The 25,457-nt window shown below is 57.6% G+C and carries 21 protein-coding genes; 10 read left to right on the top strand and 11 right to left on the bottom strand.

The genetic code is table 11. The features are described from left to right. Positions 1 to 25: 25 nt before the first annotated feature. From TU81_RS03020 to TU81_RS03010, 3 genes are all read right to left on the bottom strand, one after another. On the bottom strand, positions 26 to 1,651 hold the full coding sequence (locus TU81_RS03020; RefSeq protein WP_038983209.1) for a methyl-accepting chemotaxis protein: 1,626 nt from the start codon (positions 1,649 to 1,651) through the stop codon (positions 26 to 28). Between the two features lie 346 nt (positions 1,652 to 1,997). Beyond that, entirely contained in the window at positions 1,998 to 3,140 is a 1,143-nt protein-coding gene (locus TU81_RS03015) for a glycerate kinase (RefSeq protein WP_048393295.1), read from the bottom strand. 316 nt (positions 3,141 to 3,456) lie between these two features. Next, the gene (locus TU81_RS03010; protein WP_048393293.1) at positions 3,457 to 4,569 is read right to left on the bottom strand and encodes a sugar diacid recognition domain-containing protein; all 1,113 of its coding nucleotides are present in this window, start codon (positions 4,567 to 4,569) and stop codon (positions 3,457 to 3,459) included. A gap of 169 nt (positions 4,570 to 4,738) precedes the next feature. Between TU81_RS03010 and TU81_RS03005 the strand changes: the two genes are divergently transcribed. Next, entirely contained in the window at positions 4,739 to 6,049 is a 1,311-nt protein-coding gene (locus tag TU81_RS03005; protein ID WP_048393291.1) for an MFS transporter, read from the top strand. Positions 6,050 to 6,097: 48 nt separating this feature from the next. Here the strand turns inward: TU81_RS03005 and TU81_RS03000 are convergent, their stop codons facing one another. Beyond that, complete coding sequence (locus TU81_RS03000) at positions 6,098 to 6,451, bottom strand: DUF6124 family protein (RefSeq protein ID WP_048393290.1); 354 nt, start codon at positions 6,449 to 6,451, stop codon at positions 6,098 to 6,100. Between the two features lie 531 nt (positions 6,452 to 6,982). Between TU81_RS03000 and TU81_RS02995 the strand changes: the two genes are divergently transcribed. The 4 genes from TU81_RS02995 to rarD all read left to right on the top strand — a co-directional run bounded on the left by TU81_RS02995 (position 6,983) and on the right by rarD (position 12,361). Beyond that, entirely contained in the window at positions 6,983 to 9,151 is a 2,169-nt protein-coding gene (locus TU81_RS02995) for a hypothetical protein (protein WP_048393288.1), read from the top strand. 10 nt (positions 9,152 to 9,161) lie between these two features. After that, positions 9,162 to 10,226 carry an NAD(P)/FAD-dependent oxidoreductase gene (locus TU81_RS02990; RefSeq protein ID WP_231983788.1) on the top strand — a complete coding sequence of 355 codons (1,065 nt, stop codon included), beginning with the start codon at positions 9,162 to 9,164 and terminating at the stop codon, positions 10,224 to 10,226. Between the two features lie 33 nt (positions 10,227 to 10,259). Beyond that, entirely contained in the window at positions 10,260 to 11,273 is a 1,014-nt protein-coding gene (locus tag TU81_RS02985; protein WP_048393284.1) for an aldo/keto reductase, read from the top strand. 206 nt (positions 11,274 to 11,479) lie between these two features. After that, complete coding sequence (gene rarD / locus TU81_RS02980; protein ID WP_048393281.1) at positions 11,480 to 12,361, top strand: EamA family transporter RarD; 882 nt, start codon at positions 11,480 to 11,482, stop codon at positions 12,359 to 12,361. 157 nt (positions 12,362 to 12,518) lie between these two features. Here the strand turns inward: rarD and hppD are convergent, their stop codons facing one another. Both hppD and TU81_RS02970 read right to left on the bottom strand, forming a co-directional pair. Then, positions 12,519 to 13,595, bottom strand: a complete 1,077-nt coding sequence (hppD, locus tag TU81_RS02975) for a 4-hydroxyphenylpyruvate dioxygenase (protein ID WP_048393280.1) — start codon at positions 13,593 to 13,595, stop codon at positions 12,519 to 12,521. Positions 13,596 to 13,841: 246 nt separating this feature from the next. Then, positions 13,842 to 14,789: a DMT family transporter gene (locus TU81_RS02970; RefSeq protein WP_038983200.1), complete on the bottom strand. Its 948-nt coding sequence runs from the start codon at positions 14,787 to 14,789 to the stop codon at positions 13,842 to 13,844. A gap of 78 nt (positions 14,790 to 14,867) precedes the next feature. Between TU81_RS02970 and TU81_RS02965 the strand changes: the two genes are divergently transcribed. The 3 genes from TU81_RS02965 to TU81_RS02955 all read left to right on the top strand — a co-directional run bounded on the left by TU81_RS02965 (position 14,868) and on the right by TU81_RS02955 (position 17,978). Next, a complete protein-coding gene (locus tag TU81_RS02965; RefSeq protein WP_038983199.1) occupies positions 14,868 to 15,749 on the top strand; it encodes a LysR family transcriptional regulator in 882 nt (293 codons plus the stop codon). Positions 15,750 to 15,843: 94 nt separating this feature from the next. Beyond that, positions 15,844 to 17,379, top strand: coding sequence for an EAL domain-containing protein (locus TU81_RS02960; protein WP_048393277.1), 1,536 nt, complete (start codon positions 15,844 to 15,846; stop codon positions 17,377 to 17,379). 233 nt (positions 17,380 to 17,612) lie between these two features. After that, entirely contained in the window at positions 17,613 to 17,978 is a 366-nt protein-coding gene (locus TU81_RS02955) for a histone-like nucleoid-structuring protein, MvaT/MvaU family (RefSeq protein ID WP_008075430.1), read from the top strand. A 175-nt stretch (positions 17,979 to 18,153) separates the two neighbouring features. Here the strand turns inward: TU81_RS02955 and TU81_RS02950 are convergent, their stop codons facing one another. Continuing rightward, positions 18,154 to 18,657, bottom strand: coding sequence for a DUF4946 domain-containing protein (locus TU81_RS02950; protein WP_390176076.1), 504 nt, complete (start codon positions 18,655 to 18,657; stop codon positions 18,154 to 18,156). Between the two features lie 165 nt (positions 18,658 to 18,822). On the opposite strand from TU81_RS02950, the gene gloA reads away from it, so the two are divergent. Further along, positions 18,823 to 19,344 carry a lactoylglutathione lyase gene (gene gloA / locus TU81_RS02945; protein WP_048393274.1) on the top strand — a complete coding sequence of 174 codons (522 nt, stop codon included), beginning with the start codon at positions 18,823 to 18,825 and terminating at the stop codon, positions 19,342 to 19,344. 176 nt (positions 19,345 to 19,520) lie between these two features. On the opposite strand, the gene ahpF is transcribed toward gloA, so the two are convergent. The 3 genes from ahpF to TU81_RS02930 form a co-directional block, all read right to left on the bottom strand. Beyond that, positions 19,521 to 21,083 carry an alkyl hydroperoxide reductase subunit F gene (ahpF, locus tag TU81_RS02940; protein WP_048393272.1) on the bottom strand — a complete coding sequence of 521 codons (1,563 nt, stop codon included), beginning with the start codon at positions 21,081 to 21,083 and terminating at the stop codon, positions 19,521 to 19,523. A gap of 129 nt (positions 21,084 to 21,212) precedes the next feature. After that, the gene (gene ahpC, locus TU81_RS02935) at positions 21,213 to 21,776 is read right to left on the bottom strand and encodes an alkyl hydroperoxide reductase subunit C (protein WP_038983195.1); all 564 of its coding nucleotides are present in this window, start codon (positions 21,774 to 21,776) and stop codon (positions 21,213 to 21,215) included. Between the two features lie 138 nt (positions 21,777 to 21,914). Beyond that, a complete protein-coding gene (locus TU81_RS02930) occupies positions 21,915 to 22,853 on the bottom strand; it encodes a site-specific integrase (RefSeq protein ID WP_038983194.1) in 939 nt (312 codons plus the stop codon). A gap of 177 nt (positions 22,854 to 23,030) precedes the next feature. Here TU81_RS02930 and TU81_RS02925 point away from each other — a divergent pair, with 177 nt between their 5' ends. After that, positions 23,031 to 24,050 (top strand): DNA-binding protein, encoded by a 1,020-nt coding sequence (locus TU81_RS02925; RefSeq protein WP_038983193.1) that lies wholly within the window; start codon positions 23,031 to 23,033, stop codon positions 24,048 to 24,050. Here the strand turns inward: TU81_RS02925 and gorA are convergent. Further along, complete coding sequence (gorA, locus tag TU81_RS02920) at positions 24,047 to 25,405, bottom strand: glutathione-disulfide reductase (RefSeq protein ID WP_048393270.1); 1,359 nt, start codon at positions 25,403 to 25,405, stop codon at positions 24,047 to 24,049. The genes TU81_RS02925 and gorA overlap by 4 nt on opposite strands. Positions 25,406 to 25,457: the final 52 nt, after the last annotated feature.

Genomic DNA, 25,457 nt, shown 5'->3' with positions numbered 1-25,457 from the left:
CGCGAGTTCCAGTTTCAACCCTATCTCAAATCACGAAACGCGCCACCATCGCGTTCAAATCAACCGCCAATCGCGACAATTCGTGGGTGGCGGCACTGGTCTGGTTGGCACCGGCGGCGGACTGAGTGGCCAGGTCGCGAATGTTCACCAGATTGCGGTCGACTTCACGGGACACCTGAGCCTGTTCTTCCGAGGCGCTGGCGATCACCAGGTTACGTTCGTTGATCAATTGAATCGATTGAGTGATCTGCTCCAGTGCGACACCCGCAGCGCGGGCCATTTCCAGGGTGCTTTGGGTGCGCTGATTGCTTTGCTGCATCGACGAGACCGCTTCGCCGGTGCCGTTCTGGATGCCGGCGACCATTTTCTCGATTTCCTGGGTCGATTGCGCGGTGCGATGAGCCAGCGCCCGAACCTCATCCGCCACCACCGCAAAGCCACGTCCGGCTTCACCGGCACGGGCGGCTTCGATCGCGGCGTTGAGGGCCAGCAGGTTGGTCTGTTCGGCAATGGCACGGATCACGTCCAGCACTTTACCGATGTCGCGGCCCTGAGCCGCCAGGCCTTCGATCATCAACGCCGTGTTTTGCACGTCGTGGGTCATGGTCTGGATCGCGTCGACGGTTTCCACCACTCGGTCACGACCTTCACGAGCGGCCTGAGTCGACTGGTTCGACGCTTCGGAGGTCGACACCGCGTTGCGCGCCACTTCTTCCACGGCGGCAGTCATTTCGTTGACGGCCGTGGCCGCCTGTTCGATTTCGTTGTTTTGCTGTTGCAGGCCACGGGACGCTTCTTGGGTCACGGTGCTGAGCTCTTCGGCGGCGGCGCCCAGTTGCGTCGCGGAGCCAGCGATCTGTTCGATGGTTTTGCGCAGGTTGGCCTGCATGGCGGACAAGGCACCGAGCAAACGCGCCGGTTCGTCGTTGCCGTCGACTTCGATGACCTTGCTCAGGTTGCCGCCGGCAATGGTTTCGGCCGCGAGCACCGCACGGTTCAGCGGCGTGAGGATGCTGCGGGTCAACAGCCAGGCCAGCAGCACGGTCAGCATCGAAGCCATCACCGCCACCGTCACGATGCCGATAAAGGCTTCGCTGTAGTGCTCGCCCGCCTTGGCCGACGCGGTTTTGGCATCGACGGCGTTGAGCGCTACCAGTTTGTTCAGTTGCTCGCCCATCTGATCGGTGCCTTCCTTGATCCGAGTATTGATCAGGGTGCGCATCTCATCGAGTTTGTTCTGTCGCGACAGCTCCAGCATCTGGCTCTGGGCCTGCATGTAGTTGTCGAGGGTTGTCGCAAAGGTTTTGTACAGCGCGGCTTCTTCAGGGCTGGCCGGCAAGGCGGCATAGCTTGTTTGGGCAGTGCGCACCTTGTCGACGAGCACACCGATGCGGGTTTGGGCTTCCTGCAACGCCGCCGGATCACGGTTGACCAGTACGCGGAATGAGAGAATCCGCAGACGCAGGACATTTTCCGTCATGTTTCCCAGAAACCCGATGCTGGGCAACTGCGTTGCTTCCATGTCAACAGAGGCCTGGCGGATGACCGTCATGCGGTTCACGGCAAACACACCCAGCACGATCACCAGCAAGGCAATGAAGGCGAAACCCAGGAAAGCTCGAGGCGCGATTTTCAGATTACGCAATGACATAGGATGATCTCGGTAATTGAGGCGGCGAGCATCCTTGCGGTGATCACTGTTCGGGCGGGCGATGGCGCGCGCACCTTGCAGTTTGGCGCCACTGTTGTAGTTGGTTTGTGTGCGCCTATACGTTGTATCGGCCGGGGTTGAGGTTTTTTGCAGGGGGTTGGAGAAATATTTTCAAGGGAGGCAGGAGTGTTTCAGCGGTGAAACACTCGTTAGCTAAAGCGCAGAACCTGTGGGAGCGGGCTTGCTCGCGAAGGCGGCGGCACAGTCAACAATGATGTTGCCTGACACACCGCTTTCGCGAGCAAGCCCGCTCCCACATGGATTGCGTTTAACTGACTGGCATTGGTCAGGCCTTGCGGGCCGCCACCCGCCACACCCGCGCAATATCACGGGCGCGCTCACGCAACAATCGCGGCGCCTCGGCACAAGCCTGCTCCAATGTCATCGGTCCGCTGGCCAAGGCAAAGGCCGCATCGATGCCATGCTCGTACAGCGCCTGATACCCCTCGCCCAAGGTACCGGCGATGACGATGACCGGCACGCCGTGCTGCCGTGCAATGCGCGCCACGCCAAACGGGGTTTTGCCGCGCAACGTCTGGGCATCGAAACGACCTTCACCCGTAATCACCAGGTCGGCGCCTTTGACCGCCTCGGCCAAACCCACCAGTTCAGCGACCACTTCCACCCCGGCCTGGAACTGAGCACCGAGAAACGCCTTGGCGGCAAACCCCAATCCACCCGCCGCGCCGCTGCCCGGTTCGTCGCGCACGTCTTTGTCCAAGGCTTGCGCGCAGAGTTCGGCAAAGTGCCCGAGGGCTTGGTCCAGTTGCTCGACTTGTTCGGGCGACGCGCCTTTCTGCGGGCCGAAAATCGCTGAGGCCCCCTGAGGGCCGCACAGCGGGTTATTAACGTCGGCGGCGATGTCGAAGCGCACCTTGGCCAGGCGCGGATCGATCCCACTCAGATCGAGACGGGTCAATTGCGCCAGGGCCAGACCGCCCGGCACCAGAGTTTGACCCTGAGCGTCCAGCAGTTTCACGCCCAAAGCCTGCATTGCTCCGGCGCCGCCGTCGTTGGTGGCGCTGCCGCCAATCGCCAGGATCACCCGTTGCGCGCCGGCATCCAGCGCGGCGCGGATCAATTCACCGGTGCCGTAAGTGCTGCTGGTGCAGGCATCGCGCAGGTTCGGCGGAACCAGTTGCAGGCCACTGGCCTCGGCCATTTCGATGATTGCGGTGTGATTCTGTGGCAACCAGCCCCAGGCGGCATCGACCGTGGCGCCCAGCGGTCCGCGAACATGGGTACGACGCAGTTCGCCGTCGCACGCGGCCAGAATCGACTCGACCGTGCCTTCCCCACCGTCAGCCATCGGGCACTTGAGCAAGTGTGCGTCCGGCCAGACTTCCGCCAACCCCAACGCGATGGCGTCGGCCACACCTTGGGCACTCAGGCTGTCCTTGAACGAATCGGGGGCGATGACGATTTTCATGCGAATTCTCCAGTTCCAATGCGTCCATGCTGCCAGCCGCCATGCACAATAACGCCGGTCCGCTGCACAAGCGGGCATGTGGATTATTGTTCATTTTCACAAAATCCACTGCGCGCGCACCTATCGATTCCCCCGCACGACCCCGCGATCGGCTGACACATACGATCCCCGTAGGAGCTGCCGAAGGCTGCGATCTTTTGATCTTGATTTTCAGCGAGCCCGAGAAGAGCAAGATCAAAAGATCGCAGCCTTCGGCAGCTCCTACGGGGATTCGTGCGTATCCGTCGGTTTGGCGCAGGAGTTGGGTTCGTGTGTATCAATCGGTTTGGGGAAGGAGCTGGACCCCGAGGTAAAGCGCGAGCATTCCGTCCAGCTTTAGCGGGTCGACGCCGCTGAGTTCGGCGATCCGCTCCATGCGATAACGCAAACTGTTGCGATGGATACCCAAGGCATCGGCGCAGGCTTGGCTCTGGCCGTCGTGTTCGCACCAACTGCGCAGCGTCGCCAGCAATTGGCCGTTGCCATCCTTGGCGATGACTTTGCGTAGCGGGCGCAGCAGTTCATCCAGCGCATCGTCATTGCGGTGCCGCCAGAGCATCACCGGCAATCGATAACGGTTCAGCGTCAGCAAGCGCGAGTGCGGCAACACATCACGCCCGTAGGCCAGCAAATCACCGACCCGACGATAGCAACGGCGCAAGCCCGACAATCCATCGGCCTGCCCGCCCACGGCAATGCGCAAAATATTCCAGCCGAGGCCATCGAGCTTCTCCAGCAGTCGCTCGTTCTCGATCGCGGGTGTTGCCGGTCGGCACCACAGCAACGATGACTTGGCCGAGCTCACGCACCAACTGTCCGGATAACGCGACATCAACCAGGCGCTGAGCGCTTCGACGGTCTGGCCCGGGCCGTGTTCCATGCCCAACTCGAACAGATACGGCACTCGCGTCAATTGCGGTTTGAGCCCCAGTTGCTGCGCTTCGTCCAGTAACCGCGGCGAATCCCCCGCCTCGCTGAGCAACAGCGCCAACAGATCATCGCAACGCTGGCGCCGCCATTGCTGCTCGGCCTGCTGATTGCGCTGGCCCACCAGCATCTCGGCGGTCATTCGCACCAGTTCGGCGTAAGTGCGCAATTGTTCAGGCTCGCCGGTGATGCCCAGCACACCAATCAAACGCTGATCGAGCAACAGCGGCAGGTTGATCCCCGGTTGCACGCCTTTGAGATGAATCGCAGTCTGCGCGTCGATCTCGACCACGCGCCCGTTGGCCAACACCAGTTGCGCGCCTTCGTGACGGGTGTTGATGCGCTCCGGTTCGCCGCTGCCGAGAATCAATCCCTGACTGTCCATGACATTGACGTTGTACGGCAGGATGGCCATCGCCCGGTCGACGATGTCCTGGGCCAGGTCGTGATCGAGTTCGAACATTGCGCGGTTCCTTGAAAACGTGATGGAACGGGTTGTTCACCCGCACAGGCCTTGGTCGTAAACCCTGTGCTCAGGCACAAAGACAACCACCCAAGGGGTGGCCGAGACTCACTGGGCGATCAACGTTACCCTTGCGTCGCAAAAAATCATAATAAAGAGAGAGCCCGCCATGTCACAGAGCGCCGCAGCTACCCTGGCCACCGTTGACGACAAAAAAGCCGTCTACAAACGCATTACCCTGCGTTTGATCCCCTTCATCTTCATCTGCTACCTGTTCAATTACCTCGACCGGGTGAATGTCGGGTTTGCCAAACTGCAGATGCTCGACGCACTGAAATTCAGCGAAACCGTGTACGGCCTCGGCGCCGGGATTTTCTTCATCGGCTACGTACTCTGCGGCGTACCGAGCAACCTGGCCCTGACCAAATTCGGCCCGCGACGCTGGATCGCGCTGATGATGATCACCTGGGGCACGTTGTCGACTTGCCTGCTGTTCGTCACCACACCGACCGAGTTCTACACCCTGCGCCTGTTTACCGGTGCCGCCGAAGCCGGGTTCTTTCCGGGTGTGGTGCTCTACCTTTCACAGTGGTTCCCGACGTTCCGTCGTGGCCGCATCATGGCGTTGTTCATGTCGGCGATCCCGGTGTCCGGCCTGCTCGGCAGCCCGTTTTCCGGCTGGATTCTCACTCACTTTGCCGCAGGCCAGGGCGGTCTCGCCGGCTGGCAGTGGATGTTCCTGCTGCAAGGTATTCCGACCGTTATCCTCGGCGCCCTCGCCTACTTCCTGCTCAGCGACAGCTACGCCAACGCCAAGTGGATGACCCCTTACGAGCGCTCGGTGCTTGAGGCCGATCATGCTGAAGACCTGGCCAGCAAACCGAAAACCGCTACTGATTCGCTGCTGGCGGTGTTCAAGAACCCGGCGATCTGGGCTTTCGGCCTGATTTATTTCTGCATCCAGAGCGGTGTTTACGCGATCAACTTCTGGTTGCCGTCGATCATCAAGAATCTGGGTTTCAGCGATAACCTGGTGATTGGTTGGCTCAGTGCGATTCCGTACCTGCTGGCGGCGGTGTTCATGTTGATGGTCGGCCGCTCGGCGGACCTGCGCAAAGAACGCCGCTGGCACTTGGTGGTGCCGATGTTGATGGGCGCGGTGGGTCTGCTGATTGCGGTGAACTTCGCCGCCAACCCGGCCATCGCCATCCTCGGCCTGACCATCGCCACCATGGGCGCCCTCACCGGCCTGCCGATGTTCTGGCCGGTGCCGACCGCAATGCTTAGCGCGGGTGCGGCTGCCGGTGGGTTGGCGTTGATTAACTCCATGGGGCAGATGGCGGGTTTTCTTAGTCCGTATCTGGTGGGTTGGGTCAAGGACAGCACCGGGTCGACCGATGCGGCGCTTTACCTGCTGGCAGGTGTGATTGTTTGTGGGAGTTTGCTGGCGTTGCGCATGACGCGGACGTTGCGGGTTTAAAAGGGCTAGATGATCGTTCCCACGCAGAGCGTGGGAACGATCACAGCGCTAGCCCTGCGGATCGAGGTTATCCAGCACTCGATTGACCGCTAGCTCTCCGTTCATCACGACCTGTTGAATCCCGAGCATCGTGCTGCAATAGGGTTCGCCCACCAATGCGGCGAAATCACTGAGCATCATGCTCGCCGATTTCATGGATTCGCAGGCGTGGGCCAGCAGGCTTTCCGAATCGACACCCGGTGCGACGATAAACATTTTGCTGGGTTTGCGGGCAGGTTCTTTGGGGGGCTTGAGGTAATGATCGAGGGCGCGGTCTGCGGCGTCGTGGAGTTTTTTTGAATCGAGGGATTCGTAGGGGGATGTCGGATCTGATTCCGGTGGATTGGGTGTTGGTTTGAACATAGATGAAACTCCTTACGCCATAAAAGAAGGAGCCATCACCCTCGCTACCAAACGAAGGGTGGCGGCCATGCGCAGGTTGGTAGACCGGGACGTAAGGAAACCGGCGCGCCCGAAAGCGCCCTGTGCATGACCACCATAAAGCAGAGTCGAATAAACGCTGCGAATCATGATGCTTATGCACCTTACGTCACCCGGGGCTACCAAACCCCATCGCTGTTTTTCAGCGACAGGGAAAACGATACAGCCCGGGCTCAAGGCGCACTAGCCGGCGGATTCTGGCGTAGTCGTAGGCAACGGCGCAAGGATGTGTAGCCTGAGTGAGTATCTGGAGGTGTCGATTAAACATCTCCGTTTAATCCTTAAAAAACGCTGCTTCGGCACCTTGCTCAATCACGCAGTATTACTCTTGCGCGTTCAACTTACTGAACTAAGCTGATCCATTACATCGCAAAGCTGTATCGGACCGGCTCGTTTACCTGCCTTCAAGCCCCGAGTTTGTGTAATCAAAATGCACGACAACAGGGGCCCACCATGAGTTTGCTCGAAGCCGTCGAAGGTGTCTGTGCACGCTTGGCGACCGATGAGGGTTGGCACGCACTTCTATTACGACATGCACTCGATATCAAGGCCCGTCCGTTAGAAGCCGAGTTGAAAAGAACATTGACGGTGGACCGAACCGCTAAAGGCTTCGAAGATTTCTCTTTAAGCGGGCAACGTGGCATTGAAGCCAGAAACCCGTCTCGCAGTCTTTTATTCCATGCACTCGCCTCACCCAATGTCATCACCGACCCGAATGGCAAGGCGTTAGAGCTGTACCCGACCGCGGCCGAAATAGAAACGGTTTTAGATTATGTTTACGGCGTAGAACCGCCGTCTCTGACGGGTCTTCAACAACAGGCCGGGGAAGGAACAGCGCTGGCCATTGTTGTTTTTGCCGCTGAATACCGAACGAAACCAGATACGGTTCATCGAAAACATGCCGACCTGTGTTTCTCGCGTACAGGTATTGCTCGCACAGGTACCGCACCCGCCGTTTACGACCCGATGCGACGTGGTTTCCTGCCGTGGATGAAAAACGATCCGCAAGCGATCTGCGTAACGCCGGCGCGCTATTACCCTTACATCGCGATGCAGAAAAAAGGCGATGAACATTCGTTCGGGCCGCAGTCGTTTCAAACCAACGATGACACACAGGATTTCTGGGTTCCCCTGCACAAACTGTTTGACGGCCCTGAATGCATTGCCGGCCTGGAGTTGGCAGTGGACATGGCGTTCTATCAAATCAATGAAAAACTCCGCCGATTTCACCTTAGGTTTCCCGACTCCGGCTGGCAGGAACCAGACATTTCAAAACCACCGTTTGTCATCACCGATGATCTTGTTGAGTGGGCGAACGAACAGGCATACGGAAAAGGCCTGTTGACCCCCGTGCCCAAGACGAGGCTGGTGGAAAAAGCCACGTATGAAGGTAAGGACGTGTTCTTTTCCATTCCGCAAAACCCCAATTTTCGTGGATACATCATTAATCGACGCTATAAGCGGCGTGACGATGGATCGATCCATGATTTGAATTCAGAGCCTGACGTCGTGCAGATCGTTAAAGACGGCGGCTATCAAGCCTTGCACTTTATCGACTTCACCGCCGAAGGTTGGGTTCGTGCCGCTTGCCCGCAACTGGAGACTGCCGGGATAAGCAATGCCGTGGCTTACTCACTGGTTGCCGCTCCTGATTTTTACCCTGAATACACTCAGCGCCAACTGCTGGAGTGGAGCAACCTTCAGGAATTTCCCCAGCCTTTTTTTGGCCAAAGCCTGAGAGTGCTTTCAAACACGCGAGCGGCTGGTAATCCCGACTTGCGGGGTGGACACTTCCAGCTCGAAGATAAAGGAATCACCGCCATTATCTCGCACCCTCTGAATGAAGCGGAGTCAGCCAGCGCTGATGCCGCGCCTGCACAACGGCAGACTTGGCTAGCGGACGCCGCGGCGGGAAGCTTGAGTCCGGGCTGGGAAATCAGTGGCCCCGGAGGTGGCGGGCCGCGCCCCCAGTCCTTATGCGCTTACGAACTAGGCAGCCCCTTCACTGAAGATGTCCGGATTTGCGCTTCGATAGGCGGCTATTGGCCCTCCGTGTCGCCAGATAACTCAAGAGCTTTTGAACCCACTGCCAGCTGGGTTCCGATCATACCGTTAACGGATGAGGAAAGCGGCTCATGGGATGGCGTTAACGGCCCGCAACTGATTGAAGCTGGCGACGGTAAGCGGGTCGTGGAATACACCAACTACGCGTTCACCGACTATACGAAAAACGCCCTCGCCGGCTTGCTATCGGTACACCGCCCGGCACAAACCACTGCCGAGGATTACCAGGCGCGTATCTTGTCCATGCACAACGCCTTCAAGTCTCTAGGCGCTGTTACACGAGCGGAAAAAGCACAGTGGTCCGTGTTGTCTTTCATGAAAATCACACGCCCCAATGTCGAACTGGAACAGGCCGAGTCAGAGACAGGGACTTGTTTGCAAGCGTCTGTTCATTTCTATCGAATCTATAAAAATGATAGAGCGACCACGACGACACCGGCGGACGACTTCACCAAGCGTCATGCCGAAATCCTTGAAATGGTTGATCTGTTTGTCAGCCCGACATTGCTCCTGATAAAGCGCGAGCAAGGTTCATGGCAGGCTACAGAGCTTGAGTAAGCATGATGTTGTGATCGTCGGTGCCGGCCCGGCAGGCAGCGCCGCCGCGATTTTCTGCGCACAACATGGTTTGCGCGTGGCGTTACTTGAACAATCAGCCGTTTGCCGTGATCGGCCCGGTGAAACCCTGCCTCCCGGAATCGAACCGTTGCTGCAACAACTGGGTATAGCCCATGAGATTTTGCAGGGGAGTTTTATTCGGCATACCGGAAACTGGGTGCAATGGGGTACAGAACGTCATTTCAATGCTTTCGGTGGCGAGCCCGATAATCCATGGCGTGGCTTTCAAATCCCCCGGCGCCTGTTCGACAGTCTGTTACTCAGCCAGGCTCAGGCATCAGGTGTATCCGTCGTGCGACCTTGCCGCGCCAAAAAGGTCATCCGCAAAGACGACTCCGTGATCGGGGTAGAAACAGACAAAGGTGTTTTCCCTTGCTCGTACATGATTGACGCCAGCGGCGGCAATGGCTGGCTTGCGCGGCAATTGGCATTGGAACGTCTGGCGTTTTCACCGCGATTGCTCGCGATGTATGGTTATGCCCGGGGTACATCTGCTGTGTGTGATGAGACGCCCCATATCATTGCGGATAAAGATGGCTGGTACTGGATCGCGCAAATCGGCGCCGATTCGTACACCTGGACTCGCTTGAACTTCGACAGTCGTCAACCGACGAACAGACAACCACCGTCAGCGTTCGAGCACCTGCATGACTTCTCTAAAATACGAGGTGTGGATGTCACCTGGCGAGCCTGTCGCCATTGCGCCGGGGCCGGTTACTTCATGGTCGGCGATGCGGCCTCTGTAATTGATCCAGGAGCCTCTCATGGCGTGCTCAAGGCAATCATGTCCGGGATGATGGCCGCTCACGCGGTCGTCAACCTCCTGGATCACCCCGCCCACCATCGCACGATCCAACAGCAGTACCGACATTGGCTGAACAGTTGGTTTGTGCGTGACATGGAAAAAATGCGTGAGCTGTACGCAGCCCATCAGGCGCCACCCCGTTGGTTGGCTGTCAGCCATGGACCTGCGTTGATAATTCAGATTGATACATGCAGCGCTTATGGTATTTGATTGACCCTTTCCCACCGGTAAAAGGATTTCATCATGAGCTATCGCACGCTGGGTCATTCGGGTTTACAGGTGTCGACCCTCACATTGGGCACCATGATGTTTGGCGAACAGACCAGCACCGAAGATTCCCTGCGAATCATCGACAAGGCCTGGGACCAGGGCATCAACTTCATCGACACCGCGGACGTGTACACCAACGGCCGCTCCGAAGAGATCGTCGGCGAAGCGATTGCCGGCAACCGCCACGAATGGGTTCTCGCCACCAAAGTCGGTTTCGGCCCGGTGGACGGCGTACCGAACCGCAGCGGCCTCAGCCGCAAGCACCTGTTCAACGGCATCGATGCCAGCCTGACGCGGTTGGGCACCGATTATCTGGACATCTATTACCTGCACCGCGAAGACCACGACACACCGCTGGAAGTCACGGTGTCGGCCATCGGCGATTTGATTCGCCAGGGCAAGGTTCGCTACTGGGGCCTGTCGAACTACCGTGGCTGGCGCATCGCTGAAGTGATTCGTGTGGCCGACAAACTCGGTGTCGACAGGCCGGTCATCAGCCAGCCGCTGTACAACATCGTCAACCGTCAGGCGGAAACCGAGCAGATCACCTCCGCGCAAAACTATGGACTCGGCGTGGTGCCTTACAGTCCGCTGGCACGCGGTGTGCTCAGCGGCAAGTACGCGCCGGACGTGAAACCGGACGCCAACAGCCGCGCCGGCCGTCAGGACAAGCGCATCCTGGAAACCGAATGGCGGGTTGAGTCGCTGCGCATTGCCCAGCAGATCCAGGAATACACCCAGGGCCGTGGCGTGGGCATCGTCGAGTTCGCGATTGCCTGGGTGCTGAACAATGGCGCCGTGACTTCTGCCATCGTCGGGCCTCGTACTGAGCAACAATGGGATGCATACACCAAGGCGCTGGCGGTGAAGATCACGACTGAGGATGAGGCGTTTATTGATTCGCTGGTGACGCCGGGGCATGCGTCGACACCGGGGTTCAATGACGTGAGCCACTTTGTGTCAGGTCGTAAACCGCGCACGGCTTGAGATTTATCGCGAGCAGGCTCGCTCCCACAGGTTTTGTTCCTGTCTGCTGACTATGCTTTGGCTCAGACCCTGTGGGAGCTGGCTTGCCTGCGATAGCGATGCAACATTCAACCACAATGTTGGAAATATTGATCATGCGGCCAATATTCAGCACAAAAACCACGTATCCTGCGCGGCCCGTTTGACCGTCAACCCGCGAGGGCAGTTTGTCTAAAGGTATCGCTCTATCGGTTTCGGCCTCAGTGCTGTTTGCCGTCATGTATTACTACACCTCGTTGCTCTCCCCCTTGAGCGGCGTGGAGATCTTCGGCTGGCGGATGCTGCTGACCGCGCCGTGCATGACTGTGTTCATGGTGGTGTCCGGCGAATGGAAGCGCGTGGTCGAGCTTGTTCGGCGGCTGGCTGGCAAGCCGAAGCTGATTGTCGGGCTGATTGGCTCTGCAGTGCTGCTGGGCCTGCAACTCTGGTTGTTCATGTGGGCACCGCTCAACGGCTATAGCCTCGATGTATCGCTGGGGTATTTTCTGTTGCCGCTGTCGATGGTCCTGACCGGGCGAATCGCCTATGGCGAGCGTCTTTCCTATCTGCAGAAAATAGCCGTGTTCTTCGCCAGCCTCGGCGTGCTCAACGAGCTGTATCAGGTCGGTGGTTTTTCCTGGGCGACCTTGCTGGTGGTGGTTGGCTATCCGATCTATTTCATCCTGCGCAAGCGCCTGGCCACGGACAACCTTGGCGGGCTGTGGCTGGACATGGCGTTGATGCTGCCGGTGGCGTTCTGGTTCGTGCAGGGCGGTGAACAAGGTTTTGGCGTGTTTGATCAACATCCGTGGCTGTCGCTGTTGATCCCGCTGCTCGGGGTGATCAGCGCTTCGGCGCTGGTGGTCTACATCATTGCCAGCCGACTGCTGCCGTTCAGCCTGTTCGGGTTGTTGAGTTACGTTGAGCCGGTGCTGTTGCTCGGCGTGGCGTTACTGCTGGGGGAAAGTATCAAGGCCGGCGAATGGCTGACCTATATTCCGATCTGGTTGGCGGTGCTGGTGTTGGTGTTTGAAGGGTTCAAGCATTTGATGCGTCATCGACGTCCATAACGCAAAAGATCGCAGCCTTCGGCAGCTCCTACATTAACCGTGCTCGCCGCGATATTTGCGGATGAACACGCACCTGTAGGAGCTGCCGAAGGCTGCGATCTTTTGATCTAAAAAAAAGCCCGGTCAACAACCGGGCTTTTTTCACGCTTGAAACGGGTTAATCAGTGGAGAGCACACCCCGACGAACCTGATCACGTTCGATCGATTCGAACAGCGCCTTGAAGTTGCCTTCGCCGAAACCATCGTCGCCTTTACGCTGGATGAATTCGAAGAACACCGGGCCCATCAGGGTTTCCGAGAAGATCTGCAGCAGCAGACGCTTGTCGCCCGACTCGGACGAACCGTCCAGCAAAATGCCCCGCGCTTGCAATTCGTTGACCGGCTCGCCGTGGTTCGGCAAACGGCCTTCGAGCATTTCGTAGTAGGTGTCTGGCGGCGGCGTCATGAAGCGCATGCCGATGCTTTTCAAGTGATCCCAGGTCTTGATCAGGTCATCGCTGAGGAAGGCCACGTGCTGGATGCCCTCACCGTTGAACTGCATCAGGAACTCTTCGATCTGCCCGGCGCCCTTGGAGGACTCTTCGTTCAGCGGGATACGAATCATGCCGTCTGGCGCGGTCATGGCCTTGGAAGTCAGGCCGGTGTATTCGCCTTTGATGTCGAAGTAACGGATTTCGCGGAAGTTGAACAGCTTCTCGTAGAAGTTGGCCCAGTAGGCCATGCGACCGCGATACACGTTGTGGGTCAGGTGATCAATGATCTTCAGGCCGGCACCGACCGGGTTGCGATCCACGCCTTCGATGAATACGAAGTCGATATCGTAGATCGAACTGCCTTCGCCGAAACGGTCGATCAGGTACAGCGGCGCGCCGCCGATGCCTTTGATCGCTGGCAGATGCAGTTCCATCGGACCGGTTTCGATGTGGATCGGTTGGGCACCGAGTTCCAGGGCACGCTTGTAGGCCTTTTGCGAATCCTTGACGCGGAACGCCATGCCGCATACCGACGGGCCATGCTCGGCCGCGAAGTACGACGCCACGCTGTTCGGTTCATTGTTGAGGATCAGGTTGATCGCGCCCTGGCGATACAGGTGCACGTCTTTGGAACGGTGCGTCGCGACCTTACTGAAGCCTATGATCTCGAAGATCGGCTCCAGGGTGTTAGGGGTCGGCGATGCGAATTCGATGAACTCAAAGCCCATCAGGCCCATTGGGTTTTCGTATAAATCTGCCATTTTGGCGCCTCATCATTTCTTATCAATTAACGGATCGTTAGTTGCTAGCAATGCTGAGACCGGCGGGTGGCGCGCAGGAGATGCCCCGCACGCTGCGGGCGAGGAAGTCACCGTAGATCAATTGAAACCCAAATATCTTCATTGTCGACCCAAGGCTATTACGGGCGAGGCTTCTGCTGCCAGAAGACGATTATTCTTATATGCGTAACCCGATTCTACACAGCGTAAATCAGTTGTCCATCCTTCTTATAAAATCCCCCTTTTCGCAGCCTGTGCAAGCGGTTTGTTGCACAGAAAAATCCCCGCCAGGATCAGCCCGCCGCCCAGGCACATCACCAGGGTCAATTGCTCGCCCAGCAACAACGCGCCAAACAGAACGGCGGTCAGCGGGTTCAAGGCGATGAACACACCCGAACGCGTCGCACCGATTTTGCGGATACCGTCGTAATAACCAATATAGGCCAATGCCGACCCCAGTACGCCCAGGTACATCAGGCTCAACCATTGTTGCGTGCCGAGTTCGACCAGCGCCGCGACACTCAGCTCACCACGCACGGCAGTGGTCACCCAGAGCATCAGCGTGCCCAGCAAAATCGAGTACGTCACCGTCTGCACCGGCCCCAGCGTTTGATTCAGGCCTTTGGAGAACAGCGAATAAATGCCCCAGCCGAGCACGCAGCCGAAGATCAACAGATCGCCGATCCAGGCATCTGTACCACCGGCCAGCAATTGCGGATTGCGACTGACGATCACCAGACTGGCGCCGGCAATGCAGATCGCGATACCGGCCACTTTCGCCCCGCTCAGTCGCTCCTTGAACAACAGCCACGACGCCAGGCCGATCACCGCCGGGTTCAACGCCACGATCAACGACGCCCGTGACGCGTTGATGTAATGCAGCCCATAAAAGAAGCACAGGTTGTAGAAGAAGATCCCGAAAAACCCCAGCAGCGTCAGTTGCAGCCATTGTCTAGGGCTGGGACGCACCAAAGGCACGCGCGCCAGCAACAAAAACAGCAGCAACGCCACGCTCGCCAGCAAGAACCGCAGGCTCGCGGCCAATAACGGACTGAGGCTGTCAGCCAGAAATCGCCCGGCGACGAACGTCCCGCCCCAGATCATGGTGACAGCCGCCAGTTTCAGATAAACCGGTACATCCGAGGAATTCGCCAGGGTCTGTTCACACGTAGTCATAAGTCTCCACCATCAGAAATCAGGCACATGGCGTATCATTCAACTAATCCACGATCATCGTAAAATGAGTAAACACTCATGACCCTGACTCAACTCGAGATTTTCTCGCTGGTGGCCGAACTGCGCGGCTTCACGGCGGCGGCCCATCGTTTGGAGATTTCCCAATCCGCGGTATCCCACGCGCTCAAGTCGCTGGAACAGGAATTGGGCGTCGAACTGCTGCGTCGGCATCAGTCCCAGGTCGAGCTGAGTGACATCGGCCAGCAGCTATTACTGCGCGCGCGGGCGATGCTCGGGCTGGCCAACACGTTGCGCCAGGAGGCGGCCGATGCTCGCGGAATGAAACGCGGAACCTTGCGCATTGGCTCGTTCGGTCCGACTTCATCGATCAAACTGTTGCCGAAGATCCTTCAACATTACCGCGCCGCCCACCCGGGCATCGAGGTTCACATCGACGAAGGGCCGGATCGCCAGGTGATCCAGTGGCTGGAAGAACGGCGTATCGACATCGGCTTCGTGGTGTTGCCCCAGGAACGTTTCGATACTTTTAGGCTGATCGAAGATCAGATGGTCGCGCTGCTACCTGCCGACCATGCGCTGGCCGGTCGCGACAGCTTGAGTTTGAGCGATTTATGCCACGAGCCTTTTGTGCTGACCGAAGCCGGCTCTTCGGAACTGGTGTCGCGCCTATTTAGTGCGGCGCGGTTGACGCCGAACATCCGTTATCGCTGCTCGCAATTGATCAGCACGCTGGACACCGTCGGCCGTGGCGATGCCCTGACCGTTGTCGCCGAAGGCTCTTTGCCTGACGACAACGACAACCGCTACGTGAAAAAACCGCTGTCGCCACCGGTCAGCCGACAGGTCGGGCTGGCGGTGCTCGATCAGCGTCAGTCATCACCTGCGACGCTGGCCTTTATCAAACTGGCCTCAAGTCTGAATGATCGTCAGGCGGCATAAGTGCCGTCGGCCATCTATCATGGCTGAACGCTTTAAGGAGGCGCGTCGCCCTGCCAGCCTTTGAGAGCCCTCTTTTATCGCGATGGATTTGCGAATGCCACTGAACGTCAAAAGCCGCCGTAAACGTGGCACCCGGATCGTTTTCACTGTTTTGAGCGGATTGCTTCCGGTGTTGCTGGGAGTCGCCATTCTCTATCTGCAGGCTGAACGTACCCTCAAGCAAAGTACTGAATTGACTGGCGAAGAAGCCATTCGCCAATTCGAGTTGATGCTCGACAACACCGCCCAAGCGGCGCAAGAGCTATTGCCGCTGGCCGGCCAAAACTGCAATGACGTCAAACTGGCCTTGCGCGAACAGGTCACCCGACGGCCCTTTGTGCGCTCGACCAACCTTGTGTGGAACAACAACCTCTATTGCAGTTCGTTATTCGGTGACTATCAGGAAAAGGTCAATCCCGGCGACTACACACATGGCAAGTTATGGCTTATGAACGGTAATCCTGTCACGCCTGAGACCGCATTACTGGTGTATCGGCTCAGTGAAGGAAGCCAGGGCGCATTGACCACCCTGAACGGTTATCACCTGAGTCACGTGCTACGCCTGATCGGTCGAAAAACACAATTGATGCTGCGAGTCGGCCCTTATTGGTTGTCCGCCGACGGCAAGGTTCACGGCGATGCCCTGCCCATCTTGCCAGTCGCGCAAAATACGCTGACGTCTGCGCGCTATGCCTTTACGGTGACCGCCGGTTTTTCCGAAGGAGAAACCTGGCGTTACATGCGCAATGAGTACCCGCCATTGTTCAGTCTGCTGTTGTTTTTCGGTGTGGTCTCAAGCTCGATCGGCCATGTCCTGCAGAAGCGCTCGACATCGCCCAGCCGTGAAATGCAGCGGGCGCTGGAGGCAGCAGAGTTCATTCCGTATTTTCAGCCCGTGGTGCATGGCGACAATAAGCAGTGGTCCGGCGCCGAAGTATTGATGCGCTGGAAACATCCCAAGGAAGGCTTGGTGCGCCCTGATCTGTTCATCCCGTTTGCCGAACACTCCGGGTTGATCGTGCCGATGACTCGCTCCTTGATGCGACAGACCTCCGCATTGCTGGCACCCTTGTCGGCATCGTTCAACGGGCCATTTCACATTGGCATCAACATCACCGCCAGTCACTGCCGGGATCTTGAGCTGGTTGAGGACTGCCGTGAATTCCTCAGCGCTTTCGCACCGGGCAGCGTCGACCTGGTGCTGGAGTTGACCGAACGCGAACTCATCGAGCCGACACCCATCACCTTGCAATTGTTCGAGCAACTTCACGGGTTGGGCGTGATGATCGCGATCGATGACTTTGGCACCGGTCACTCAAGCCTGGGTTATTTGCGTCAGTTCAATGTGGACTTCCTGAAAATCGACCAGAGTTTCGTCGCAATGATTGGCGTCGACGCCCTCTCCCGACACATTCTGGACAGCATCATCGAACTCTCGGCCAAACTCGATCTGGGTATCGTCGCCGAAGGCGTGGAAACCGTAGAACAAAGTGACTATTTGACGGCCCACGGCGTGAACTACCTGCAGGGTTATCTGTTTGGCCGGCCGATGCCCGGCGCAGATTTCATTAGAGCATTAAGTGATCATTAACTAACCACTTTAAGCACCGAGATCATGATGATACGCACCAAATTGAATCAAAAGACTACTCTTGTTACATGAAGAAAAAGTCAGGATTTACTCTTGGCCAATTAACTACTACAATTTTTCATACCTGTGCAGAACTGGCAGGTGAGCCATTATCACCGAGTCGCTTCAAGGCTCTTGGCTTATAGCTTTGTTTGCGGTTGGTATCAGCCAAACACACTATTGGAGTAAAGATATTGTCCAGACTCGCTGAATTCCGTGCAGCTGAAAAGGCCCTTCAAGAACAGCTCAAGCAGTTGGAATCGCTGAAGAACGATGCCGGGCTCAAGAAAGAAATCGAATTCGAAGAAAAGCTCCAGGGGCTGATGAAAACCTACGGCAAGAGCTTGCGCGACATCATCGCCATCCTCGATCCGAACCCGGCGAAATCCGGCCTGCAGCAGGCAGCAGCACCTAAAACCCGCCGCGCTCGCGTGGTCAAGGTCTATCAGAACCCGCACACCGGTGAACTGATTGAAACCAAGGGCGGCAACCACCGCGGCCTGAAAGCCTGGAAGGAACAATACGGTGCCGCCACCGTTGATTCCTGGCTGCGTGGCTAAGCACTCGCGATCATAAAAAAGCCCTGCCAATGCAGGGCTTTTTCATGGATAGCGTCTAAATGCAACGATAGTCGCCGATCAATTCGTTACATATCGTCCAACTTTATGCTTAATCCCTTTGGCTATCTAAAAAATGCCGAACACGCTGAAATCTACTGATACGCAAACCCTCAAACTAAAGTTTCAAGCTATTTCGAGCAGCTGCTATGTCGTCCTGACTTGCCTTATAAACCTCTGCCTGCCCCGCATAGGAAAGAACATAGGCCTTATCGGCGTCTACCGCAGCAACCAATGTTTGAGACAGCACATGTCGACCATTCTGCGTAATCGTGCAGGTAGTTTCCAGCGCCGATAGCCGGCTCAAGGTAGTCGGGTGAATTTTAGTGCAAACGCTCTGATACCCACTCTGAAAAAAGTCCTTTTGCACCGACTTGCGCATTTCCAGCAGCACGCCTTCCAGGTTCACCTGGTGACCGGTTTCCACTTGCGTCATGGTCAACTCCATCACCATCACCGGCGTACCCTCCTGATCGTTTTTTACCGCGCGTTGCCGGGAAACCTGCGGCTTGGCCTCCTCTTGCGGAACGACCTCGACGGTCCATCCGCTTGGCCAGGTCACGACCGGAGCCTCTGCATAAGCGGGGGTAACACCTGAAAGCAGCCACATCAGGACGAACATCGATTGACAGAATCGGGTCATTGCAATGAACACTCACGAATTGAGCCGTAAAGTCTGAGCCTCACCCGGCTGTCAGGCAAGCCTGCGGTTTGGGTTTGGCGATGCTGGGGCCCTTGCGTATCATTGAAAGTATTCTTAGCCCCGCTTAATTTCCCGGAGGGCCTCATGAGCCTGCACGAACTCAATACATTTCCCGGTGTAACCGCCCAACCCGACATCGCCACCCAGAAATTTGTTTTCAACCACACCATGTTGCGGGTCAAGGACATCACCCAGTCGCTGGATTTCTACACTCGTGTCCTGGGTTTTTCGCTGGTGGAAAAACGCGATTTCCCGGAAGCCGAGTTCAGCCTGTATTTCCTGGCGCTGGTCGATAAAAACCAGATCCCGGCCGATGCCGCGGCTCGCACCGAGTGGATGAAATCGATCCCCGGCATTCTCGAACTGACTCACAACCACGGCACCGAGAACGACGCGGATTTCGCCTATCACAATGGCAACACCGACCCTCGCGGCTTCGGCCATATCTGCATTTCGGTGCCAGATATTCGCGCGGCATGCGAACGCTTCGAAGCGCTGGGCTGCGATTTCCAGAAACGCTTGAACGACGGTCGCATGAAGAGCCTGGCCTTCATCAAGGACCCGGATGGTTACTGGGTCGAGATCATTCAGCCTGCACCGATGTAAGCCCCACCGCAGATCCCCTGTGGGAGCGGGCTTGCTCGCGAAGGCGGACTGTCAGCCAGCATCACCGGTGAATGACACACCGCTTTCGCGAGCAAGCCCGCTCCCACATTGGGAATGTGCAAGACACAAAAAACCCCATGATCGCTCATGGGGTTTTGTGTTTTCAGCGTCGGCGCTTATGCAGGCGCCGATGTGCGGATCAGGTGATCGAATGCGCTCAGGGAAGCCTTGGCGCCCTCGCCTACCGCAATCACAATCTGCTTGTACGGCACTGTGGTCACGTCACCGGCTGCGAACACGCCAGGCATCGACGTTTCACCACGAGCATCGACGATGATCTCGCCGCGCGGCGACAGCTCGATGGTGCCTTTGAGCCAATCGGTGTTAGGCAGCAGACCGATCTGCACGAAGATCCCTTCCAGCTCGACAGTGCGCAACTCGTCCGACTGACGATCCTTGTAGCGCAGGCCGTTGACCTTTTGGTCATCGCCGGTCACTTCAGTGGTTTGCGCACTGGTGATCACGGTGACGTTTGGCAGGCTGTGCAACTTGCGCTGCAACACCGCGTCGGCACGCAGTTGTACGTCGAATTCCAGCAGGGTCACGTGGGACACGATACCGGCCAGGTCGATGGCCGCTTCGACGCCGGAGTTACCGCCGCCGATCACCGCCACACGCTTGCCTTTGAACAGTGGACCGTCACAGTGCGGGCAGTACGCCACGCCCTTGTTGCGGTATTGCTGCTCACCGGGAACGTTCATTTCACGCCACCTTGCACCGGTCGCCAAAATTACGGTCTTGGCTTTCAAAGAGGCGCCGCTGGTGAAATGGATTTCGTGCAGTTCGCCATTTTTTCCCGGCACCAGCTTGTCGGCGCGTTGCAGGTTCATGATGTCCACGTCGTACTGCTTGACGTGTTCTTCCAGTGCCACAGCCAGTTTCGGCCCTTCGGTTTCCTGCACGGAGATGAAGTTCTCGATGGCCATGGTGTCGAGCACCTGACCACCAAAACGTTCAGCCGCCACACCGGTGCGAATGCCTTTACGAGCAGCGTAGATCGCCGCCGAAGCACCGGCCGGGCCACCGCCGACGACCAATACGTCAAAAGCTTCTTTGGCGCTGATTTTCTCGGCCTGACGCTCGATGCCGCTGGTGTCGATCTTGGCGAGAATCTCTTCCAGACCCATGCGGCCCTGGCCGAAGTTGATGCCGTTCAGGTAAATGCTTGGCACGGCCATGATCTGGCGCTCGTCGACTTCAGCCTGAAACAGCGCGCCGTCGATGGCGACGTGGCGGATGTTCGGGTTCAGCACAGCCATCAGGTTCAATGCCTGGACCACGTCCGGGCAGTTCTGGCAGGACAGCGAGAAGTAAGTCTCGAAGCTGAACTCGCCTTTGAGCGAACGAATCTGTTCGATCACTTCAACACTGGCTTTCGAAGGGTGGCCGCCGACTTGCAGCAAGGCCAGCACCAGGGATGTGAATTCGTGGCCCATTGGGATACCGGCGAAACGCAGGCTGATATCGGCCCCTGGGCGGTTGATCGAGAACGATGGTTTACGCGCATCGTTACCGTTGTCGAGCAACGTAATCTGGTTGGAAAGACTGGCAACGTCTTTGAGTAATGCGAGCATTTCCTGGGATTTCGCACCGTCGTCGAGGGAGGCAACGATCTCGATCGGCTGGGTGACCCGTTCCAGGTACGATTTCAACTGGGCTTTAAGATTGGCGTCCAACATACGGGCGATTTCCTTTTTAATCATAAGACATAAAAAAACGCCCGAGCGAATCTCGCCCGGGCGTTTTTGAGGGCGGTGCAGCTTACTTAGGAGGTGCGGAGTGCCGCCCTGATGAAGCGCGTCACAGACTTAGATCTTGCCGACCAGGTCCAGAGACGGAGCGAGAGTGGCCTCGCCTTCTTTCCACTTGGCTGGGCAAACCTGGCCTGGGTGAGCAGCAACGTACTGGGCAGCCTTGATTTTGCGCAGCAGCTCGGAAGCGTCACGACCTACACCGCCGTCGTTGAGTTCAACGATTTTGATCTGGCCTTCAGGGTTGATCACGAAGGTGCCACGGTCAGCCAGACCTGCTTCTTCGATCAGCACGTCGAAGTTGCGGGAGATAGCGTGAGTCGGGTCGCCGATCATGGTGTACTGGATTTTGCCGATCGCTGGCGAAGTGTTGTGCCAGGCAGCGTGGGCAAAGTGGGTATCGGTGGAAACGCTGTAGATTTCGACGCCCAGCTTCTGGAACTCGGCGTAGTTGTCAGCCAGGTCTTCCAGTTCGGTCGGGCAGACGAAGGTGAAGTCAGCTGGGTAGAAGAACACGACAGACCACTTGCCTTTCAGGTCAGCGTCCGACACTTTTACGAAGTCGCCATTTTTAAAGGCGTCAGCTTTGAACGGTTTAACTTGGCTGTTGATGATAGGCATCGATGACTCTCCGTCAGGGGTTAAGAAGTTGATGAGGTGAATCCTACCCAGTCGATCGCCGGTTGGCTCATTGGCAAACCTGATGCTGCTGATTGGTTTTCGCTATTAGCCGACAGTATTAATAGAAGAAAACGTGATCTACGGCGCCAACGGCTTTTCAGCGATACGGGTCATCCCGAGAAACGGGCTGGCTTCAACATAGCGCATGGCCGACTTCATATCCTTCCAGCCCACGTAATTCATCAACGACTTCAAATCCCAACCGCTCTGATGGGCCCAGGTGGCAAAGCCACGACGCAAGGAGTGACTGGTGTAGTGCTCGGCCGCAATGCCGGCGCGCTCCAGGGCTTGGCGCAACAACGGGATCACGCTATTGGCGTGCAAGCCCTCCTCGCTCAAATGGCCCCAGCGGTCGATACCCCGGAACACCGGCCCGCGGACCAACGCTGCTTCAGTGATCCATTCGATGTAGGCCTGCACCGGGCACAGGCGCTGTAAGGCCGGCGTCTGGTAAGTCTGGCCGAGGTTCTCGCGGTCGCTCTTGCTGCGAGGCAGGTAGAGGGTGATGCCTGAGCCGGCGCTGGCCCGCACATGTTCAATCTGCACGCGGCACAACTCATCGCTACGGAAACCGCGCCAAAAGCCCAGCAGGATCAGCGCCGTGTCGCGCCGTGCCCGCAGCAATCCCGGTTGATCACCCTGCGCCTTGGCGGTTTGCGCTTCTTGCTCCAGCCAGGCAACCACTTGTTCCAGATGCTGAAGCTGCAACGGCTCCGCCTGTTTCTCCTGCGCCGGATGCAGCGCGCGAATGCCCTTGAACACTTTGCGTACAACGGGCGCCTTGGTGGGATCGGCGAAACCCTGACTGTTGTGCCATTGCGCCAACGCGGACAAGCGCAACTTCAAGGTATTGATCGACAGCACACCTGCGTGAGCCACGAGATAGCGCGCCACGCTATCGCCGGTCGCCGGCAAGAACCCGCCCCAACTGACTTCGAAATGCTCGATGGCCGCACGATAGCTGCGACGGGTGTTGTCGCGCGTGGCGGCTTGCAGGTAGCGATCCAGATCAGTCATGGGCTCAGCTCTCGAAAACGTACCGCTCTGGCGGGCGAAACCCGGATTACAGCGCATCACACGGGGTAATACCAGTATATCCCGCATGATAAATCACAGAATTTAAACTCTATTCATATCATGGTACATTGCGCATATTAGTGGTACGTACCACAGTATCAAATCGTAGGAGAACACATGGCACGTGGCGGCGTAAACAAGGCACTGGTGCAGGCGGCACGCTCGGCAATCCTCGCCCGGGGCGAACACCCGAGCATTGATGCGGTGCGGATCGAGATGGGCAATACCGGTTCAAAAACCACAATCCATCGCTATATGAAGGAGCTCGATGACGGCGCCGAGCCCGAGCAAGCGCCTTCCGAACCTATCGATGATGAGCTCACAAGTCTGGTGTCGCGCCTGGCGCAACGCCTGAAAGAACAGGCGCAAGAACCCATCGACCAGGCGCGCGCACAGTTCGAGCAACAACGAAAAGAGCTGGAAACCCAGTTGCACGAGGCCCGCGAGGCCAATACCGAATTGCACCAGCAATACGAAATTCAAAGCCTGGCGCTGACTCAGGAATCGGCAGAACTGCAAGACACCCGCTCCATGCTGCAAAGCGAGCAAACCCGCAACGCCGGACTGAATCAGGCGTTGGCAGATTTCGAATTACGTTTGCAGGACAAGGACGAGCAGATCCGCTCACTGGAAGAAAAGCACCTGCATGCCCGCGAGGCACTGGAACACTACCGCAACGCCGTCAAAGACCAGCGCGAGCAGGAACAGCGCCGCCACGAAGGTCAGGTGCAGCAGATTCAGATGGAGTTGCGTCAGGCGCAGCAAAGCGCACTGGTACGCCAGGATGAAATCACCCAATTGCATCGCGACAACGAGCGCTTGTTGACGGAAAACCGCGGAACGCTGCGCGAGTTGAGCCTGTCGCAAGAGCAACTCAAGCACACCAACAGCCGACAGGATCAGCTGCTGGAACAGGTCAACCGTATCGACAGCGAGCGCACCCTCCTCCAGGAACGCTTGCGCATTGCCATGCTGGAAAGCCAGTCACTCAAGCAGAACATCGATGAACAGTCGCACATCAACAAAGCGCTGGAAGTTGAACTGATCAAGTTGCAGGCAAGCCTCGATGAAAGTGCGCGCCTGGCCGCTGCCGTTGCGACAGAGCCAGACGCATCAGCCTCGCATAAGGACGATTAACCCGCGACTGGCGTACGCATAGTGACGAACTCTTCGGCGGCCGTCGGATGCACGCCGATGGTTTCGTCGAAATCACGCTTGGTCGCGCCCGCCTTCAGCGCAATCGCCAATCCTTGCACGATCTCGCCGGCCTCTGGACCGACCATGTGGCAGCCCAAGACTTTGTCAGTCTTGGCGTCCACCACAAGCTTCATCAAGGTGCGTTCCTGGCATTCGGTCAGGGTCAGCTTCATTGGCCGGAAACGGCTTTCGAAGATCACCACATCGTGCCCGGCCTCTCGCGCCTCTTCCTCGGTCAGGCCGACAGTGCCAATGTTCGGCAAGCTGAAGACGGCGGTCGGGATCATCTTGTAATCCACCGGGCGATATTGCTCGGGCTTGAACAAGCGTCGCGCCACGGCCATGCCTTCGGCCAGAGCGACCGGCGTGAGCTGTACTCGCCCGATCACATCGCCTAGGGCCAGGATCGATGGCTCTGCGGTTTGATACTGCTCATCGACTTCGACAAACCCTTTCTTGTCGAGTTTGACGCCGGTGTTTTCCAGCCCCAGGTTGTCGAGCATCGGACGCCGACCGGTGGCGTAGAACACGCAGTCTGCCTCCAGCTTACGACCGTCTTTGAGCGTGGCTGTCAGGCTGCCATCGGCTTGCTTGTCGATGCGCTCGATGTCGGCATTGAATTGCAGGTCCATGCCGCGTTTGGTCAGCTCTTCCTGCAAATGTTTGCGCACCGCGCCATCAAAGCCGCGTAGGAACAGATCACCGCGATACAGCAGCGTGGTCTCGGCACCCAGCCCGTGGAAAATCCCGGCAAACTCCACCGCAATGTAACCACCACCAACCACCAGAACGCGCTTTGGCAGCTCTTTAAGGAAGAACGCCTGGTTGGAACTGATCGCGTGCTCGTGCCCCGGAATCTCCGGGATCTGCGGCCAGCCACCGGTAGCAATCAGGATATTTTTGGCGGTGTAGCGTTTGCCATCGAACTCGATGGTATGCGGATCGACGATTTTCGCGTGCCCCTCATGCAAGGTCACGCCGCTGTTGACCAGCAGATTGCGATAGATGCCGTTCAGGCGATTGATCTCGCGATCCTTGTTGGCGATCAGCGTCGCCCAGTCGAACTTCGCCTCACCCGGGGTCCAGCCAAAACCTTGCGACTGCTCGAAGTCTTCGGCGAAGTGCGCGCCGTAGACCAGCAATTTTTTCGGCACGCAGCCGACGTTCACGCACGTACCGCCCAGATAGCGGCTCTCGGCCACGGCGACTTTCGCGCCAAAACCGGCCGCAAACCGCGCAGCCCGCACACCACCGGAACCGGCACCAATCACATAAAGGTCAAAATCGTAGGCCATTTCTATCTCCTTGGCAGGTCACCAGCATACCTGCGGGCGGCCGTGGATCAAG

Source organism: Pseudomonas lini, assembly GCF_001042905.1.
Taxonomy (GTDB): domain Bacteria; phylum Pseudomonadota; class Gammaproteobacteria; order Pseudomonadales; family Pseudomonadaceae; genus Aquipseudomonas; species Aquipseudomonas lini.
This window is presented reverse-complemented; position numbering and strand designations above follow the sequence as displayed.